Origin of the sequence: Streptomyces sp. NPDC056479 (genome assembly GCF_042795335.1) — a bacterium.
GTDB lineage: Bacteria > Actinomycetota > Actinomycetes > Streptomycetales > Streptomycetaceae > Streptomyces.
Genome location: NZ_JBHTRZ010000005.1, coordinates 168,673 through 184,668, shown reverse-complemented (window position 1 = coordinate 184,668; position 15,996 = coordinate 168,673). Strand labels below are relative to the sequence as shown.

Genomic DNA, 15,996 nt, shown 5'->3' with positions numbered 1-15,996 from the left:
CCGTGGGAAAAGCTGACGGCATACAAAAGACATGCACAGCTGAAGCGCACCGGCCATGAACAAACGTGAACGGGCGTGACCGAGTGCGACCGACAACCCCAGCCGTGGATCTATAGGAGAGAAGCTGTGAGCACCGAGAACGAGGGCGCCGCGGTACCCCCGGCCCCGTCCGCACCCCCCGTGCCGGCGGATGCTCCTGCTGCTCCGGCCCCCCAGGAGCGCCCGGCTCCCCAGGCCGACGCCGCCCCCACCACTCCGCTCCCGCCCGTGCCGCACGACGCCCCGTCGACCTCGAACGGCGCGCAGCCGTACGCCTCGAACGGCACGCAGCCCTACGCCTCGCACGGCGCTCAGCCGCCGGCGTCGAACGGCGCGGAGCCGCCCGCATCCCAGGGCTCGGCTCCGGACGCCTCCTGGCCGCCCCCGCCGCCCGCCACCGCGCCGTACGGCGACGGCGGCGCCGCCGCGGGTGGTCCCGGAATGGCGGGTGCAGGCATGGGCGGTGCGGGTATGGGCGGCGGGGGCGGCGGCTCCGAGTGGGGTGCCACGTACCAGCAGCCGGCCCCGAAGTCCGGCCGTGGGCGCGGTGGTCTGCTCGCCGCGGTCCTGATCGCCGCGCTGGTCGCGGGCGGTCTGGGCGGCGGCCTCGGCTACACCCTGGCCAAGAACGACGACAACACCTCCTCGACGACCGTCTCCGCCTCCGACAGCGGCGGCTCCGTCAAGCGCGACCCGGGCACCGTGGCCGGCGTGGCCGGCAAGGCGCTGCCCAGCACGGTCACGATCCAGGCGGAGAGCAGCGCCGGCGAGGGTGGCACCGGCACCGGGTTCGTCTTCGACACCGAGGGCCACATCGTCACCAACAACCACGTCGTCGCCGACGCGGTCGACGGCGGCAAGCTCACCGCGACGTTCCCGAACGGCAAGAAGTATGACGCCGAGGTCGTCGGCCACGCGCAGGGCTACGACGTCGCGGTCATCAAGCTCAAGAGCGCCCCCTCGGACCTCAACCCGCTGACGCTGGGCAATTCCGACAAGGTCGCCGTCGGCGACTCCACGATCGCGATCGGCGCCCCCTTCGGTCTGTCCAACACGGTCACGACGGGCATCATCAGCGCCAAGAACCGCCCGGTGGCCTCCAGCGACGGCACCGGCAGCAACGCCTCCTACATGAGCGCCCTCCAGACGGACGCCTCGATCAACCCCGGCAACTCCGGCGGCCCACTGCTGGACGCGCAGGGCAACGTCATCGGGATCAACTCCGCGATCCAGTCCGCCGCCAACGGCATGGGCGGCACCAGCCAGTCCGGTTCGATCGGCCTCGGCTTCGCCATCCCGATCAACCAGGCCAAGTACGTCGCCCAGCAGCTGATCAAGACCGGCAAGCCGGTCTACGCCAAGATCGGTGCCTCCGTCTCCCTGGAGGACACCAGCGACGGCGCCAAGATCACCGAGCAGGGCGCCAGCGGCTCGGACGCGGTCGAGGCGGGCGGCCCCGCCGCCAAGGCCGGCCTCAAGCCGGGTGACGTCATCACCAAGCTCGACGACCGGGTGATCGACTCCGGCCCGACACTGATCGGCGAGATCTGGACCCACCAGCCCAACGACAAGGTCACGATCACCTACGAACGTGACGGCAAGTCCCGCACGGTCGAGCTCACCCTGGGCGCCCGCACGGGCGACAGCTGACGCGACGTCCACGCGCGCGTGGGATCGGCTCTCGTCGGAGCCGGCTCCACGCGCGCGTGCTCGTCCGGACGTCCGTCCCTCAGGTCCTCCGGCCCCGTGTCGGGCGTGGGCTGACCATGTCCATGCACTCGAATGGACTATCGTGCCTTCTCGACCTGGACTGTTCGCGAATGGGAAGCAGAGCCGCGGATGGGAAGCAGAGAAGGGGACGGTCTCGCGGTGACCGATCAGGGACGGCTCGTCGCCGGCCGGTACCTGCTGGTGGAGCGGGTGGGCAGCGGCGGCATGGGCACCGTGTGGCGGGCCGAGGACCGGCTGCTGGGCCGTCATGTCGCCCTGAAGAAGCTGCACATCCCACCGCACCTCCAGGACGACGAGGTCCCGACCCTCTACGAGCGCACCCGCCGCGAGGCCCGCAGCGCCGCCCGGATCGCCCATCCCAACGTGATCGTGGTGCACGACGTGCTCGACGACGAGGGCCTGCCCTGCATCGTCATGGAGTACGTGCCGTCGGTGACGCTGAGCGACGTACTGAAGCGGCGCGGTGCGCTGCCACCCGACGAAGCCGCCCGGATCGGCCGTGCCATGGCCTCCGCCCTGCGCGCCGCCCATGACGCCGGGGTCCTGCACCGGGACATCAAGCCCGCCAACGTCCTGCTCGGCGACGACGGGCGGATCGTCCTCACCGACTTCGGGATCGCCATGGAGTCGGGCACGTCCTCGCTGACCAAGCCCGGCGAACTGATCGGCTCCATCGGCTACCTGGCGCCCGAGCGGCTGCGGGGCGCGCGTCCCGGGACGAGCCCGGCCAGTGATCTGTGGGCTCTGGGGGCGACGCTGTATCAGGCCGTCGAGGGGCGGGGCCCGTTCCGTCGCGACACCGCGATCGAGACCGCATACGCCATCGCCACCGACCCGTACGAACCCCCGCGCAACGCCGGCGGCCTGGGCCCCGTGATCGAGGGCCTGCTGGTCAAGGATCCCGAGCAGCGTATGGACGTCCACGAGGTCGAACGCCGCCTGGCCGAGCTGACCGGCACCCGAACCGAGCGTCTCGATCCGCCCACACGGCCGGACCGCACCGACGCCCTCGTGCCTCCCGCACGAAAGACCGGCTCAAAACGCCGCCGTACGGTCGTGCTGTCGGCCCTGGCCGTGACGCTCACCGCCGCTCTGGCGAGCGGTGCGGTGTGGTGGCTCGGCGCCAGGGCCGATCGGCCGGGGGGCCACGCATCCGGCCCCGAGGCCACCACCCCCGCCCCGAGCATCAGCCCCGGCTCCAGCGTGCCGCCGCTGCCCGCCGGTTACCACCTCGAGAAGCCGGACACCGGCATCTCCGTGCCCGTCCGGAACGGCTGGACTCGCGACACGTTGCCCGGCGGAGAGGTCGTCTACCTGGACCGGTCGGAACGGGTGGGCCTGAGGGTCAACGTCATCGAGTTCGCCGGTACCGATCCGCTGCAGCACTGGCGGGAGACGGAAGAGGAACAGACCGCGCGCGACAACCCCGGCTACGAGCGGGTGCGGATGGCCAAGACGACCTTCAGAGGACGGCCCGCCGGGTACTGGGAGTTCACCTTCGACGGCAGAGCACGGAAGTTCCGGGCCGCGGAACTGGCCTTCGCCGGCACCGACGGCACCCAGTACGTGATCTACCTCTCCGCCCCGGACGCCGAGTGGCACAAGTACCGGCCGGTCTTCGACGCCGCGGTCAACGGAGTCCGTCTGAAGGGCACCAGCTGACGCGTGTGGGCCACGGCTCACGCCGCCGGTGGGTTCGTGCTGTGTCGTCAGGCGGGCAGCAGCCCGGAGACGAGACTCCGGACGCGCTGTTCGATCTCGTCGCGGATCGGACGTACGGCGTCGACGCCCTGTCCGGCGGGGTCGGCGAGTTCCCAGTCCAGGTAGGTCTTGCCGGGGAAGACGGGGCAGGTGTCGCCGCAGCCCATGGTGATCACGACGTCGGATGCCTGGACCGCGTCCGTGGTCAGGACCTTCGGGATCTCGGCGGAGATGTCGATGCCGACTTCCTTCATGGCCTCCACCACGGCCGGGTTGACGCTGTCGGCCGGGGCCGAACCGGCTGACCGGACCTCCACGAGGTCTCCCGCGAGGTGAGTGAGGAAAGCGGCGGCCATCTGCGAGCGGCCGGCGTTGTGTACACAGACGAACAGAACGGATGACCGGTTCGGGGTCGCGGGGGCGGGGGTGGGCGCGTTCATGGCGGGGTGTCTCCGGGGGCTCAGCGGGCGGAGGTTGTGGTGGGGAGGGGGTGCGCATCCGGGAGATGTTCCGGATGCGGAATGGCGGCGTCAGCGGAGCGGGCGACGTCAGAGGCGTGGGCGGCGTCAGAGGCGTGGGCGGCAGGAGCCGTACGGCCGAACACCGCGGCCAGCAGCACCAGACCGACCGCCGCACCCACGAACTGGGCGGCGACGAACGGTCCGACGGAGGCCGGGGCGATCCCGGCGAAGGTGTCCGTGAAGGCGCGGCCGATGGTCACCGCGGGATTCGCGAAGGAGGTCGAGGAGGTGAACCAGTAGGCGGCTCCGATGAAGGAAGCCACGGCCGCCGGAGCGAGCCGGTCACGACCGGATCGCGTCAGGCCGAGGACGAGCAGGACGAGCCCGGCCGTCGCGACGATCTCGCCCAGCCACAGATGGCCGGCGGACCGATCGTGAGCGGACCACTTCACCAGGGGTTCCGCGAACATGGCGTTGGCCACCACCGCGCCGCCGACCGCGCCCAGGATCTGCGCGGCGGAGTAGGCGACGGCTTCCCCCAGCTGCGCGGCGCCGCCGGTCCGACGCCCCGTGATCCAGACCGCGAGGGAGACGACCGGATTGAAGTGAGCTCCCGAGACCGGCCCGAGCAGAGTGATCAGCACGGCCAGACCGAAGACGGTGGCCAGGGAGTTGGCCAGCAACTGCACCCCGACGTCGTGCGACAGCCTGGTGGCCTGGATGCCGGAACCGACGACCACGGCTACGAGTGCGCCCGTACCGATGGCTTCGGCGGCGAGCCGGCGGCCCAGCGGCGCGGCCGGGGCGCTCACGCGGTCACTCCCTGAGGCTGAGGCAGTCGTAGGAAGGAGCCGAGCCGGTCCAGCGCGGCGGGCAGTACCCAGTAGTAGACCCATGTGCCGCGCCGTTCGCAGTCGACGAGTCCTGCCTGTCGAAGCAGCTTCAGGTGGTGGGAGATGGTGGGCTGCGAAAGGTCGAAGGCGGGCGTCAGCTCACATACGCAGACCTCGCCGCCGTCACGGGAAGCGATCATCGACAGCAGTCGCAGCCGTACCGGGTCGCCGAGCGCCTTGAAGACTTTCGCCAGGTCGGCGGCCTCTTCCTCACCCAGCGGGGCCGCGGCGAGGGCTTGGCAACAGGCGGCGTCCGAGTCCTGCCCCAGCACCGTGAGCTCTTGATTCGACATTCCTCTATGTTGACGAATTTCGAATCAGGGCGCAAGCTGGCCTGTATCGAAGAGCGTCAATGCAGGCAGTTCGGAGGAGCGAGAGATGAGCGAGCATTCCCTGGACGACCCGGATCTCCGTGAGACCGTGCGCCGGCGCTACGCGGCAGCGGCGGTGAAGGTCACCGAGGGCGGGAGCGCGTGTTGCGGGCCGCAGGCTGTCGAGGTCGACGAGAACTTCGGCTCCACTCTGTACGCGTCGGACGAGCGCGACGAACTCCCCGCGGAGGCCGTCGCCGCCTCACTCGGCTGCGGCAACCCCACCGCGGTGGCCGAGCTGCGCGAGGGGGAACGCGTCCTGGACCTGGGCTCGGGCGGCGGCATCGACGTGCTGCTGTCCGCCCGTCGGGTCGGACCCACCGGCAAGGCCTACGGGCTGGACATGACCGAGGAGATGCTGGCCCTGTCCCTGGCCAACGCGGCGAAGGCCGGCGCGACCAACGTCGAGTTCCTCAAGGGCGCCATCGAGTCCGTCCCGCTCCCCGCGAACACGATCGACGTGGTGATCTCCAACTGCGTGATCAACCTGTCCACGGACAAGTCGGCGGTGTTCGCCGAGACGTTCCGGGTGCTGAGGCCGGGAGGCCGTATCGGCGTCTCCGACGTCGTGGCCGACGACTCCCTGACCACCCCCCAGAGGGCCGAACGAGGCTCCTACGTCGGCTGCATCGCAGGCGCCCTGTCCTTCGCCGAGTACCGACAGGGCCTGCGGGCCGCCGGCTTCACCGACATCGAGATCACTCCGACGCATCAGGTGGCCGACGGGATGCATTCGGCGATCGTGCGGGCGGTCAAGCCGATGTCGTCAGAGCGGGTGGTGTCGATTGGGCCGGCGTCGGTCGAGCCGGGGACGTGCTGCGGTGGCACGGCATCGGGGTGCGGCTGCTCCGACTGACCCGACCCTCAGCCCCGTCACCCTGAGGACCGGAACCGGGGTCCGCGTACCCCATGTGGACCATGCCCCCACGATCCGCCGCGCGCCCGGTACGCTGTACCCGCTCCGCCCCAGGTGGGCGTGAGCGAGGTGGGTTGCCCGAGCGGCCTAAGGGAACGGTCTTGAAAACCGTCGTGGCAGCGATGTCACCGTGGGTTCAAATCCCACACCCACCGCACGTGAACGGCCCCTGACCAGGCGATATGGTCGGGGGCCGCTGCTTTGCCCGCCGCCCGTTCGCCCCCGCCTTTCCCCCTGGTTTCCCGGTCTATCGGGCACGGATGGGGCACGCGAGGGGCACGCCCGAGGCGCGGCTTCGAAAGATCCAGTAGGCGGCCAACCGCTCACCCGCTAACGGCTGATCGGGATCTCGTAGACGATCTCGCAGTGAGCGGCGGGCACGATGATGTCCGCCGTCTCAACCGGCCGACCCTGGTCGCTGTAGTACGTCCGTCGGATGTGCGTGACGAGTGCGGCTTTCTGAATGCCGAGTAGCGACGCCTCCTCGGCGGTCGCCTGCCTCGGCTCGGGCTGCTCCACGGCATGGCTGACCGTGACTCCGATCGCGGCCATCCGGTTCACGACTCCGGCCCCGGCGTGCGGGCCTCCCTCGGGGAGGACCACCAGCGTGCCGGCGGTGAGGTCGTACGGCTCCCAGCTCGTCGACAGCTGGATCGGCCTGCCGTCCGCCAGGAACTCGTATCTCGTCCGGACGCACAGCTCACCCTCGGCAATGCCGAGCCGCGCCGCGATGTCGTCAGGCGCCGGCACCTTGGCGTCCGTCCGGCTCTCCCAGTCGCCCTGCCTTCCCACGGCCTTCATGTCCGTCCGGAACGGCGACCCGCTGGGCTGCTCCCGCGCCGACGACCGCACGACCCGTACCCGATGCCGGGGCTCGGCGACGTAGGTACCGGAACCCGCACGGCCTTCCAACACACCCTGGGAGATCAGCAACTCCTGCGCCCGCCGGACCACGTTCTCGCCCACGCCGCACTCCTGGCCGATCTGGGCGCGGGAGGGGAGGCGGTCCCCCGGCTCCCACACGTGCTCCGCGATGCGTCGCCGTAGTTCGTCGGCGATGCGGAGATAGGGCGGCTGCTCAGGCATATGGAAAATCTAGTCCACTAGCTCTAATCTAGTTAACTAGCTTCACTCAAAGTGATCGGTCGTGACGGAGGCTGTCCTGTGCCCGCATCGGGAGTTAGCGCGGCGGCCATCGCCGCCCGGCTGTCCGCCCTCGGGCTCCTCACGCGAGTGGAGGAACACCCCCGACACACGTCGGTCGAAGCGGAGGTGCCGGAATCGGTCTCCGCCGAGACATGGCGGGAGGTCTTAGAAGTGGTGGCCGAGGCCGATCGGTTCGGGTTCCTCGCCACCAGCCTGAACGGCCGCACTCTTTGGGCGGTCGTACGCAAAGCGGTCCCCACGACGGGCGATGTCGGGGGACCGAGCCATCAGCGATAGGAGCTGAACAGCGTGCTCAACCGTATCCGCCGCGCCGTCTTCCATACCAGGGCGCGCTACTTCCCCAAGGGCAGGCACCGCCGCCCCTTAACGCCCGCCCGGCTGTCGGCCTCTTCCGCCTCCCCTGCGTCTGCCGACGCGTCAACAGTCGTCGTGGAACGGGCCTCCGTCGGACCGGACCATCGACACTCGCTTAGGGGCGAGGACACCGCGCTCGTCCGCCCGTATGTGCTGGCCTGGGAGAGGCGTGTGCGGGCGCGCTCCGTGGTCATCGCTCCGTACCTGCCGGCCGACGCCTGGTCGACCCTCGCGGGGGCCAACTGATGTCTTCTCGACAACGACCGCCCATCACGGACGCCTTGGCTGTCCCCTATCGCTCGATCGCCTGCTGCATCGGCACGCACCCTGCCTGCGCGGAGTTCGCTCCGGTATCGGCGCCGGTCGACGTCCCGGTGATCTACGAAGCGTGCGACTGTCCGTGCCACTCGACATGCGACCAGTTCACGCCTGCGGAGGTGGCACGGTGAACGAACGGGCCTTCGGCGGTGCGCTGGTCTCCAACATCGAGGTTACGGCGGCGACCGTGCAGCGCGGCGACATCATCCAACTCGGCGGCCAGGCCTACCGGGTGGGCGATCTCTTCCAACTGCCCCAGGGAGCCAAGCAACTGGTCTTCGAGACGGGCGAGTTGCTGACCATCCACACGCGAACCCGGCTGGTGGCCGTGCGGACGCTGAGAAGGCGGTGACCGGGGCCGTGCCGTCTCGCCACCAGGACATCGCCGACGACATCCGGAACCAGATCACGACCGGCCGTATCCAGCCCGGCGAGCGTCTTTCGTCCGAAGCCGACTTGGCCGACCGGTACAAGGTCAGCACGGTGACACTACGGAGAGCCCTCGCGGTGCTCCAGGGCGAGGGCCTCGTAGAGAAGATCCACGGCAAGGGGAACTTCGTCCGCCGTCCCCATCGCAAGATCATGTACGTCGGCGGGTGGGGAACGCTGGACCCGTGGACCGCCGCCGAACCGGCTCTGCGTTTCACCGTTCGCAGCGCCACAGTGCAGGCTCACGGGCATCTCACAACCTTGCTGAAGGTGCCCGTGGGCAGTCCTCTCGCCGAGTTCTCCTGCGTCAGCCACGCGGGAGAGTCACCGCAAGGGCTGGCCCGTATCTACATCCCGCCCGACCTGGCACCCGTCGGAGACCTCGACGACACGTCCTCATGCTGGGAGGCGGTCACGAGATTCGCTGTCCTCGGGGCGCCGCCGGCCGCTGTCCGGGAGACGGCATGTGCCCGCCCACCGACACCGGACGAAGCCTCGGCACTCCGGATCGGTCACGCCGCGCCAGTCCTCGGGATCACGCGGGTCGCAACCGACGCCACTGGGCGAATCGTTGAAGTCGCCCTCCTGGTGTTCCCGGGGGACCGTGTCGACGCGGTCTTCGCCACGCACCACATGACCGACGAGAGGCAGATCCAAGCATGACGACTCGGAACGAACTGCGGCTTCTCCCGTGGTCGGGTCCGGAGGGCAAGCCCTGCTACCTGAGCACCGATGACGGGGACGGCTACATGTCCCGGCTGGCGGACAACATCGAGGCCGTCCAACTCGGGGCGGCGGCCGCACTGCTGGAACAGGCATGCGAAGCCCTCAACGACCAGGACATGGATCCGGAAGATGTACGACGGCTGACGAAGGAACTGACCGAGGCCTTGCGAGTTGTACTCCGCGTCGCCACCAGCCGCGGTCACCTTCTCCCCGCGAACGAACAACACGACACCTGAAAGAGCGGCTGACAACGGCACGTGCCGACCCCGGCCTCCATTGAATGGGAAAGTGAATGAGGGGAAGGGAGCCGGAGACGAACTCGGGCTCCCTTCTCAGAGCTAGCCCGAAATTCTCTACCCTGGGCTATTGGGAGCATCTCGCGCAGGCCCATCGTATGGCTCCCAATAGGGGTTCTGATACTCAGAAGACCCTGGGTATCCAAATTCGTCCTGTAGTTCCAGTGAGACGATATTGCCGATCGACGGAACCTCGTCGAACCATGCGCCGAGTTCGATGGTCTCCCCCGGAGGAAGCGTTGTGCTCCATTGACCGCCAGCGTCACTGCAGACAGTCTGTGCGGCATAGAAAGGTTCACCTAGGTCATTTTCTGTCGGCGCAATCAATTGTTTGACGGTATCCGGCTGCGTATACCCCTCGCAGTCCAACTCCTCAGGGGCGCCGCTATAGTTTTCGTACCGAATGACATAATAAATCCACGAAGGGTCACCACTCGTGTTAGGAACCTCCACGTAGACAGGTCCCCAACTTATACGAACGCTTCCGCTGTCGAATATCTTGTTCTGTTCCTCCGGCCCAGTGTTGTACCATCCGCTTTCAGGAGGGCGGGTCGGCATGTACGCCTGGGCTGACGCCGAGGTAGACCATGGAGACATTGTCGAAGCCGCCACTATGGCAGCAGCTGCCAGAGAGCAAATTTTGGCGTTCAGCATGTTCATTCACCTGTCCTTCGCCCCCCTTTGTCGACCAAGCGGATAGGTTGGTGTGGAAAAGGACCGGATCGCGGAGAACGGGTGGCGCTGTCAGGCACATCAGTCAGGCGTGAAGGACTGGGCCGCCAGAAATTCCCCGCCCTGCTTAGCTATGCGACCCGAGTATGAATCTGTGTGCGATTTGCAGTAGCTGTGATTTCTCGCACAGTTTATCGCAGCTATTGTCTGTCTCCCGACATTCCCGACGCTGTGCGCCGCTCGGAACCCTCCCCCGCAAATAGGATCCTTTTCAATGCATCGAGATCTGACTATATTTGGCCCTTCCAGGGTGGAGTCCGGGTAAGGGGAGGGAAAATTGCTCGCAAACCCGTAAAGCCGTGCCAGGCCAAGGTCACCAGTGTTGGGGTCCTCGTATAGCGGATCGCCGTAGAGTTGGACCGCCTTCACTACAGCCGACAAACCGTAATATCTGCGCAGGAACTCATCTACGATCCACGCTCCCTCGGAATATCCAGTCAGGACGACACCACCTCCGGATGGGCACTGTTTAAGGTAGTCTCTGACCGCCGTATCCAGCATCTCGACCCCCTGGTTAACGGCTGGAAGCGACGACATTTGTGGGTTCTCCGGATTCGCGCGTATCGCGGCAATAAATTGTTTAGTCCCCATCTTTGGATAGGGCAACATCTTCTTATCGCCACCGAACCCCCCGTGCTGTTCGCTGTATGCATGAAACGCGGCCCATGTATTCTTGAGAGTCGTGGAATTGGCATCTTCATTGAGGCCGTGCGCACCTACGAAAAGAACGCGACAGTCAGGAGGAGGCTGCGGCTGGGCCGCACTTGATACCGAGCAAGGAAGCGCTGCTGCAAGGGCAAATGTTGCAAGAATGGATGGAATCCGCTGCCGTATAGCTAGCTCTAGGCATGGCCCGCCCTTCCCCTTGGCTTCTATTGGCCCTGGGTCTGAGCACTCCTCGCTACCCTGCTTCGCAGCCAGAGAGCCCCTCACGACACCAGGGTGCGACCGAGAGACAGCGCACGCATCTTGGGGGACGAACGGCCTGCTCGGAGCGGGAGCACCGCCGTAGCCTGACCCTCTCGCGGCGGCGTCGCAGCCCCCTGACCTTTCCGAACCGCCGGCCTCTCAGCTTGGGAAGCTAATAGCATCTAGGGCTCGCTCTGGGTCTGACCTGCGACGGAGCTCGCAAACCCCTGGCGGAGGGTTGATGGGTTCCCTGCTGTTCACCGTGGTTCCCCGTACGACCTGGCACGCATCTGGCACGGGCTTGATCATGGAGTTGGCTTCACCACGTGGCCCAAGGCGATAAGGCCGAGTCCGATTGCTGTCAATGAGGGATGTTGAAACCCGCCGCATGCAGCGAGCAGGGCACCCGCTCCCCAGAGTCTCGGCAGTCGAACGTGGCTCTGTAGTCATCGGCCCGGCATACGTCCGAGGAGCAGGCCATGCAAGCCGAGAACAACACACGCGAGCCAGAGTGCCCCGACCAGGATCAGCAGCGGCAGAAGGAAGCCCGCAAACGATGTTGACATGGTCGTCCCCCCGGTGGGCTGGTTGCCTCGTGCCCCTGCGCTGAAGTCTGGCACGTGCATGCGAACGAAGGCCGTTGGACCTCTTCGTCCCGAAGCAACTTGGGTAGGGGCGCTGCCTTGGGCTGGTGCGCCTCTCACCTGCGCGGATGGTCCGCTGACGTTCGCGGGCGTCCGCCGGTGTTCGTCGGCGTTGTCACACTCACTCTTGGCGGCCTCAGCGGTCGATCCGCCGTGGGCGTCCTGGAGCCGGGCGCTTCCCGCATGAGATCCACTTGCTGTCCGGGGGGCACCGTGTGGTAGCCGGTCATCCGGAAGTTGGAGTAGGCCGAAGCGGCCACCGGGAGTCTCGGGGAAGTCGAGCACGCCCCATCCTTCTTCGTCGCACCACTCGCTGACTGATGCTCACCAGCGTTGGCCAAATTCATGCAGTAGGCATGCATGCGCAATCAGGTCCGCTTTCATCCGAATTGGCGGTGGTGGTGGGTTGTCCGGGCGTGTCGCATCCCCAAGGAAAGAACCTTGAAGGGCAGCCGGGGCCGGGCGCCCAGACCAGGTGTCCTCCGTCTGCCTGACAAGGGGAGAAGCGTGGCGAACGAGTTGAAGTACGGCGACCGTGTCCACCTGCAGAACGGCTACGGCAACTGGGGCGGTGGCTATCTGGACACCAACGGTGCCAGCAGCGACGCGGGGGCGAAGTACGGGGTGTCGACGGCCGACTCGCCGACGCGGGCAGCCGGCACGGGGACCTGGCAGATCCTCTCCGCCACGGGCAAGGCCGACGGCACCAACGTGGTCAGCGGGGACCTGGTCCACCTCAGGAACCTCTACGGCAATGACGGCGGCTACCTCGACACCAACGGAGCCGCCTCCGCGGAGCAGAAGAACGCCGGCGGCAAGTACAACGTCTCCACCTCCAAGGACAAGGACCGCGCCCCCGGCACCGGCCGCTGGCGCATCTTCGCCCAGTCGTCCGCGCCCGCCGACCAGAACGTCCGCGCCGGCGACGTCGTCCACCTGTTCAACGCCTACGGCGACAACGGCGGCTTCCTGGAGACCAACGGACGCGGACCCGGCGGCGGCAAGTACGACGTCTGCACCAACGCGTACTACAACCGCAGCGGAAACGTCGGCGACTGGAAGCTCCACCGCGCCTGACCCGGACGGCTCCACCTTTTCTCTCTGTGTGGCTCTTGCAGGACGCGGCAACCTGATCCACTGCGTCCTGCAAGCGGCAGCGCACCGGCGTCACCGCGGCAGCACGGCACGCACCGATGGAGGGCTTTACGGCGCAAGGAATGTCCCCCGGTAGAGGGCGATCGAACGTTTCTGCTGTTCCGGCCGTGCCCGACCACGGGACATGATCACGGCGCCCCACCCCCAGGGGCCCCGTACCAGTCCCGGAGGTGGCCGTCCGTGGTCTTCGTCATCGTCGTAGCCGTGCTCGCCCTGCTCGCGGGGCTCGCCGCGAACCGTTTCCTGCGACCGAGGCTGATCACCGTCGACGACGACGAGGGCATGGCGGTCAAGGACCTCGTCGGGCCGCTGCTGACACTGACCGTGCTTCTGCTCGCGTTCGTGCTGGTCACAGCCTCCGGCTCGTACGGGAAGGCCGAGATCGCCTCCCGCGCCGAGGCCCGGGCCCTGGACCAGCTCGTCGAGACCGCGGAATACGGACCCGAGACACACCGGGCCCGGATCCAGGCCGGCGCCGTCTGCTACGCCCGCGCCGTACGCCACCAGGAGTGGCTCACCATGGCCGACGGCTACGGCTCGGCCGCTCCCAGCGTGTGGTCGACCGACTTCCGGCAGACCTTCCGGGCCATGGAGGGCGAAGCGGTCTTCGGGATGCTGGTCGCCATCGACAACAATCGCTCCAACGAACGCGAGGAACGCCTGACCCAGGCGACCGCCAGCATCCCCAGCACCATTTTCTGGTTCCTGCTCGCGACACTGACCATCACGGTCGTGGCGCTCGGCGTCTGCCTGCCCCGCAGGAACAACCGGGGACAGCTGGTCACTCTCACCGTGATCACGGCACTGCTCACGACGACGCTGGTCATCATCCGGGACGTCGACCGGCCGTTCGGCGGCGTCATCAACGTGTCCCCGACCGCGATCATCGAGGCCGAACGGCAGGCCACCCGGGACTTCGTCGTGAACCATCCCGCCACCGAACTCCCCTGTGATGCCCACGGCGACCGCACCGCCTGACAGGTTCGGCTCTTTCTGCCCCGGCCATCACGGCAAGCGGTCGGAGAGCAACCGCCTGCCGTGAACGGTGTGGATCCAGGGCCCGCCTGGACCTCAGCCGACGAAAGTCAGCCACGGCGGCGGGTGCGCCGACCGACCAGGCGCGCGTGTGCCTCGCTGCACCCCCACCGGCATCAGCCACGCTGCCAATACCGTCGACGGGAGCCAGTCACGACAGGGGAAGCGTTGCGGCGAGGCCCCGAACACCGACCTCTTGGCGGCGCGTTGCGGGATCGATGACGAGGTACCGCGTGCGGGTCAGTTCGGGGAGATGGCGTTCAGCATCGCCTCCGTGACGTGGTCGGCGGCGTTGAGGTGGCCCTTGGCGTTGGGGTGCACGAGGGCCATCCGGTTGTCGGTGTCGAGGATGCCCTCGACCCACTTGCCGGCGTCACAGACGCTGTGCTTCTCAGAGGAGTCGTAGAGGTTGACGAAGGTGGCGGAGTCCTGGTTGCCGGCCGACTTCTCGATGACCTTGTTGAGGGGTTCCAGGACGTCCTGGCGCAGCCAGTCCAGGTCCCCGGGGGTGATCGAGAAGAACTGGTGGATGTCGTTGTACCGGCACTTGGAGGTGTCCTCGGGGATGACCGTGGGGTAGCCGACGGCCAGGATCTTGGCGTGCGGGCCCTTCTCGTGGAGCTTGGCGAGCATCTGGTCGTAGTCGGTGCCGACCTTGGTCAGCCTGGCGGGGATGTCGGCGGCGAGGGCGTCCTTGCACGGGGTGCCCACGCCGCCGCTGCCCTCACCCAGTTCCAGGCACTTGAAGAGGATCTCGCCCAACCCGAGGGTGTTGCCGCCCACGCCGACGGTGATCACGTCGGTGCCGGCCTTGACCGCATCGGACTGGGGAGGCACCGGGGCGAAGGGGGAGTCCGGGTCGGCGTTGCCCGGCACGCTCCGGCCGATGGGCACCTGCGCGTTGAAGGTGACGTCCTCGATCGTGGCGGCGCCGCAGCTGACGTTGGTCAGCTCGAGGAACGAGCCGAGGTCCCGGTCGATGACCTGCGGGTAGGACCGGTCGGTGCGCTCACAGCCGTCGCGGGGGATTTCGAATACGTCTCCGGCGGCCGGGATGACCCCGGCGGTGTAGGAGTCGCCGAGGGCGACCCAGTCGTAGTCTGCGGCGGCGGCGGGCTGCGCCCCGACGAGCTGTGCGGGAGCGAGGGCTCCGGCGGTGAGAGCCGCGGCCGAGCCGAGCAGGGCCAGCCGAGTGCGGAAGCTTGCCACGAATCCTCCAGGGATACGGTGTTGGCGACGCTTTGACCCTACGAGGCTCGTTACTTAAAGCACTAGATCCAATACGGACAGTCACATTCCGTGCGGTCCAGGGGTGTTTACAGTCGAGGCGGCCAGGTTCTGAACGGACGGCCTCGATATCCGGACTGTCTGATTCCGCCGTGTGACCGGCCCTGCTCGGTATGGGTGCAATGCGCGGCGTACTTGCCTGACCTGCACCTCGCTCGCCCTGCCGCATCGCTCTGACGCACTGTCTTGTTCGTGATCACTGGCTTACGCGAGTGTCGGCCAAGCGGCTGATCGTTGAGAGCGCGGCACGGACGCCGGCTGGGCTGGAGCGGGACGCAGGCAGGAGCGCAGGCCCGGCCGGGGGCCGGGCCGCGCGCGGGGAGCGGAGCGAGCCGCACTTGATGATGGAGAGAAGGTCTTATCCCGCTGAGGTGAGGCGCTTGCCGTCGTGGCTGCGGACGTGGGGGCCGTTGCCGTCCAGGGCGTCCAGGAGTCGGATAGCGAAGACCTCGGACATACGGTCGCTGACCTCGTCGGGAGTGAGCCAGGAGACAGCAGTGGACTCGCTGGAGGTGCGCTCGGCGCCGCCGGAGGGCTTGCAGCGGAAGACCAGGGCCACGATTCCGCGGGTCAAGTTCTTGTAGACGCCGGTCAGTTCGTCGACCTCGACGTGGATGCCGGTCTCCTCCAGGACCTCACGGGCGACGCCGGCCTCTGGGGTCTCGTTGAGTTCCAGGATGCCGCCGGGGAGTTCCCACGTGCCGTTGTCGGCTCGGCGGATCGCCAGAAGACGGCCGTCCTCGCGCACCACCACTCCGGCCACAGACACGGAGTGGAGGGGAGAGGGTGCCGCTTCCTGTGGTTGACTCATGTAGAGGAGCATAGGAGGCAG

General features: G+C 67.6%; 17 protein-coding genes, 1 tRNA gene and 1 pseudogene. 10 read left to right on the top strand and 9 right to left on the bottom strand.

The genetic code is table 11. From position 1 onward, the window contains the following. Nucleotides 1-126: 126 nt before the first annotated feature. Together ACFQ6S_RS21120 and ACFQ6S_RS21115 are read left to right on the top strand one after the other, a co-directional pair. Nucleotides 127-1,689, top strand: coding sequence for a S1C family serine protease (locus tag ACFQ6S_RS21120; protein WP_383411765.1), 1,563 nt, complete (start codon nt 127-129; stop codon nt 1,687-1,689). A 219-nt stretch (nt 1,690-1,908) separates the two neighbouring features. After that, complete coding sequence (locus tag ACFQ6S_RS21115; protein ID WP_383411762.1) at nt 1,909-3,432, top strand: serine/threonine-protein kinase; 1,524 nt, start codon at nt 1,909-1,911, stop codon at nt 3,430-3,432. A 47-nt stretch (nt 3,433-3,479) separates the two neighbouring features. On the opposite strand, the gene ACFQ6S_RS21110 is transcribed toward ACFQ6S_RS21115, so the two are convergent. Genes ACFQ6S_RS21110 through ACFQ6S_RS21100 form a run of 3 tightly spaced genes read right to left on the bottom strand, consistent with a single transcriptional unit; the run spans nt 3,480 to nt 5,118 of the window. Next, nucleotides 3,480-3,911: an arsenate reductase ArsC gene (locus ACFQ6S_RS21110; protein WP_383411760.1), complete on the bottom strand. Its 432-nt coding sequence runs from the start codon at nt 3,909-3,911 to the stop codon at nt 3,480-3,482. Between the two features lie 20 nt (nt 3,912-3,931). Further along, nucleotides 3,932-4,828 (bottom strand): aquaporin, encoded by an 897-nt coding sequence (locus ACFQ6S_RS21105; RefSeq protein WP_383411758.1) that lies wholly within the window; start codon nt 4,826-4,828, stop codon nt 3,932-3,934. Further along, complete coding sequence (locus ACFQ6S_RS21100; RefSeq protein ID WP_383411755.1) at nt 4,741-5,118, bottom strand: ArsR/SmtB family transcription factor; 378 nt, start codon at nt 5,116-5,118, stop codon at nt 4,741-4,743. Before ACFQ6S_RS21100 ends, ACFQ6S_RS21105 begins: the two co-directional genes overlap by 88 nt. An 85-nt stretch (nt 5,119-5,203) precedes the next feature. Here ACFQ6S_RS21100 and arsM point away from each other — a divergent pair, with 85 nt between their 5' ends. Both arsM and ACFQ6S_RS21090 read left to right on the top strand, forming a co-directional pair. After that, nucleotides 5,204-6,052, top strand: a complete 849-nt coding sequence (gene arsM / locus ACFQ6S_RS21095) for an arsenite methyltransferase (RefSeq protein ID WP_383411752.1) — start codon at nt 5,204-5,206, stop codon at nt 6,050-6,052. Nucleotides 6,053-6,180: 128 nt separating this feature from the next. After that, nucleotides 6,181-6,267: transfer RNA gene (locus tag ACFQ6S_RS21090), tRNA-Ser, on the top strand. 175 nt (nt 6,268-6,442) lie between these two features. On the opposite strand, the gene ACFQ6S_RS21085 is transcribed toward ACFQ6S_RS21090, so the two are convergent. Further along, nucleotides 6,443-7,198, bottom strand: a complete 756-nt coding sequence (locus ACFQ6S_RS21085) for a GntR family transcriptional regulator (RefSeq protein ID WP_383411748.1) — start codon at nt 7,196-7,198, stop codon at nt 6,443-6,445. A 78-nt stretch (nt 7,199-7,276) separates the two neighbouring features. On the opposite strand from ACFQ6S_RS21085, the gene ACFQ6S_RS21080 reads away from it, so the two are divergent. From ACFQ6S_RS21080 to ACFQ6S_RS21065, 4 genes are all read left to right on the top strand, one after another. Beyond that, entirely contained in the window at nt 7,277-7,555 is a 279-nt protein-coding gene (locus ACFQ6S_RS21080; protein WP_383411745.1) for a hypothetical protein, read from the top strand. Nucleotides 7,556-8,078: 523 nt separating this feature from the next. Further along, nucleotides 8,079-8,303: a hypothetical protein gene (locus tag ACFQ6S_RS21075; protein WP_383411742.1), complete on the top strand. Its 225-nt coding sequence runs from the start codon at nt 8,079-8,081 to the stop codon at nt 8,301-8,303. Next, nucleotides 8,300-9,043: a GntR family transcriptional regulator gene (locus ACFQ6S_RS21070; protein ID WP_383411739.1), complete on the top strand. Its 744-nt coding sequence runs from the start codon at nt 8,300-8,302 to the stop codon at nt 9,041-9,043. The genes ACFQ6S_RS21075 and ACFQ6S_RS21070 overlap by 4 nt, the downstream gene beginning before the upstream one ends. Next, entirely contained in the window at nt 9,040-9,342 is a 303-nt protein-coding gene (locus tag ACFQ6S_RS21065; protein WP_383411736.1) for a hypothetical protein, read from the top strand. The genes ACFQ6S_RS21070 and ACFQ6S_RS21065 overlap by 4 nt, the downstream gene beginning before the upstream one ends. A gap of 117 nt (nt 9,343-9,459) precedes the next feature. On the opposite strand, the gene ACFQ6S_RS21060 is transcribed toward ACFQ6S_RS21065, so the two are convergent. The 3 genes and pseudogenes from ACFQ6S_RS21060 to ACFQ6S_RS21050 all read right to left on the bottom strand — a co-directional run bounded on the left by ACFQ6S_RS21060 (nt 9,460) and on the right by ACFQ6S_RS21050 (nt 11,972). After that, the gene (locus ACFQ6S_RS21060; RefSeq protein WP_383411733.1) at nt 9,460-10,062 is read right to left on the bottom strand and encodes a hypothetical protein; all 603 of its coding nucleotides are present in this window, start codon (nt 10,060-10,062) and stop codon (nt 9,460-9,462) included. Nucleotides 10,063-10,155: 93 nt separating this feature from the next. Further along, nucleotides 10,156-11,067, bottom strand: coding sequence for a cutinase family protein (locus ACFQ6S_RS21055; RefSeq protein WP_383411730.1), 912 nt, complete (start codon nt 11,065-11,067; stop codon nt 10,156-10,158). 676 nt (nt 11,068-11,743) lie between these two features. Beyond that, nucleotides 11,744-11,972 (bottom strand): annotated as a pseudogene (locus ACFQ6S_RS21050) (hypothetical protein). A gap of 222 nt (nt 11,973-12,194) precedes the next feature. Between ACFQ6S_RS21050 and ACFQ6S_RS21045 the strand changes: the two are divergent. Both ACFQ6S_RS21045 and ACFQ6S_RS21040 read left to right on the top strand, forming a co-directional pair. Continuing rightward, nucleotides 12,195-12,764: a hypothetical protein gene (locus ACFQ6S_RS21045; protein WP_383411727.1), complete on the top strand. Its 570-nt coding sequence runs from the start codon at nt 12,195-12,197 to the stop codon at nt 12,762-12,764. 258 nt (nt 12,765-13,022) lie between these two features. Then, nucleotides 13,023-13,820 carry a hypothetical protein gene (locus ACFQ6S_RS21040; protein WP_383411725.1) on the top strand — a complete coding sequence of 266 codons (798 nt, stop codon included), beginning with the start codon at nt 13,023-13,025 and terminating at the stop codon, nt 13,818-13,820. A 297-nt stretch (nt 13,821-14,117) separates the two neighbouring features. On the opposite strand, the gene ACFQ6S_RS21035 is transcribed toward ACFQ6S_RS21040, so the two are convergent. Both ACFQ6S_RS21035 and ACFQ6S_RS21030 read right to left on the bottom strand, forming a co-directional pair. Beyond that, a complete protein-coding gene (locus ACFQ6S_RS21035; RefSeq protein ID WP_383411722.1) occupies nt 14,118-15,086 on the bottom strand; it encodes an SGNH/GDSL hydrolase family protein in 969 nt (322 codons plus the stop codon). Nucleotides 15,087-15,522: 436 nt separating this feature from the next. Beyond that, nucleotides 15,523-15,987 (bottom strand): NUDIX hydrolase, encoded by a 465-nt coding sequence (locus ACFQ6S_RS21030; protein ID WP_383411719.1) that lies wholly within the window; start codon nt 15,985-15,987, stop codon nt 15,523-15,525. Nucleotides 15,988-15,996: the final 9 nt, after the last annotated feature.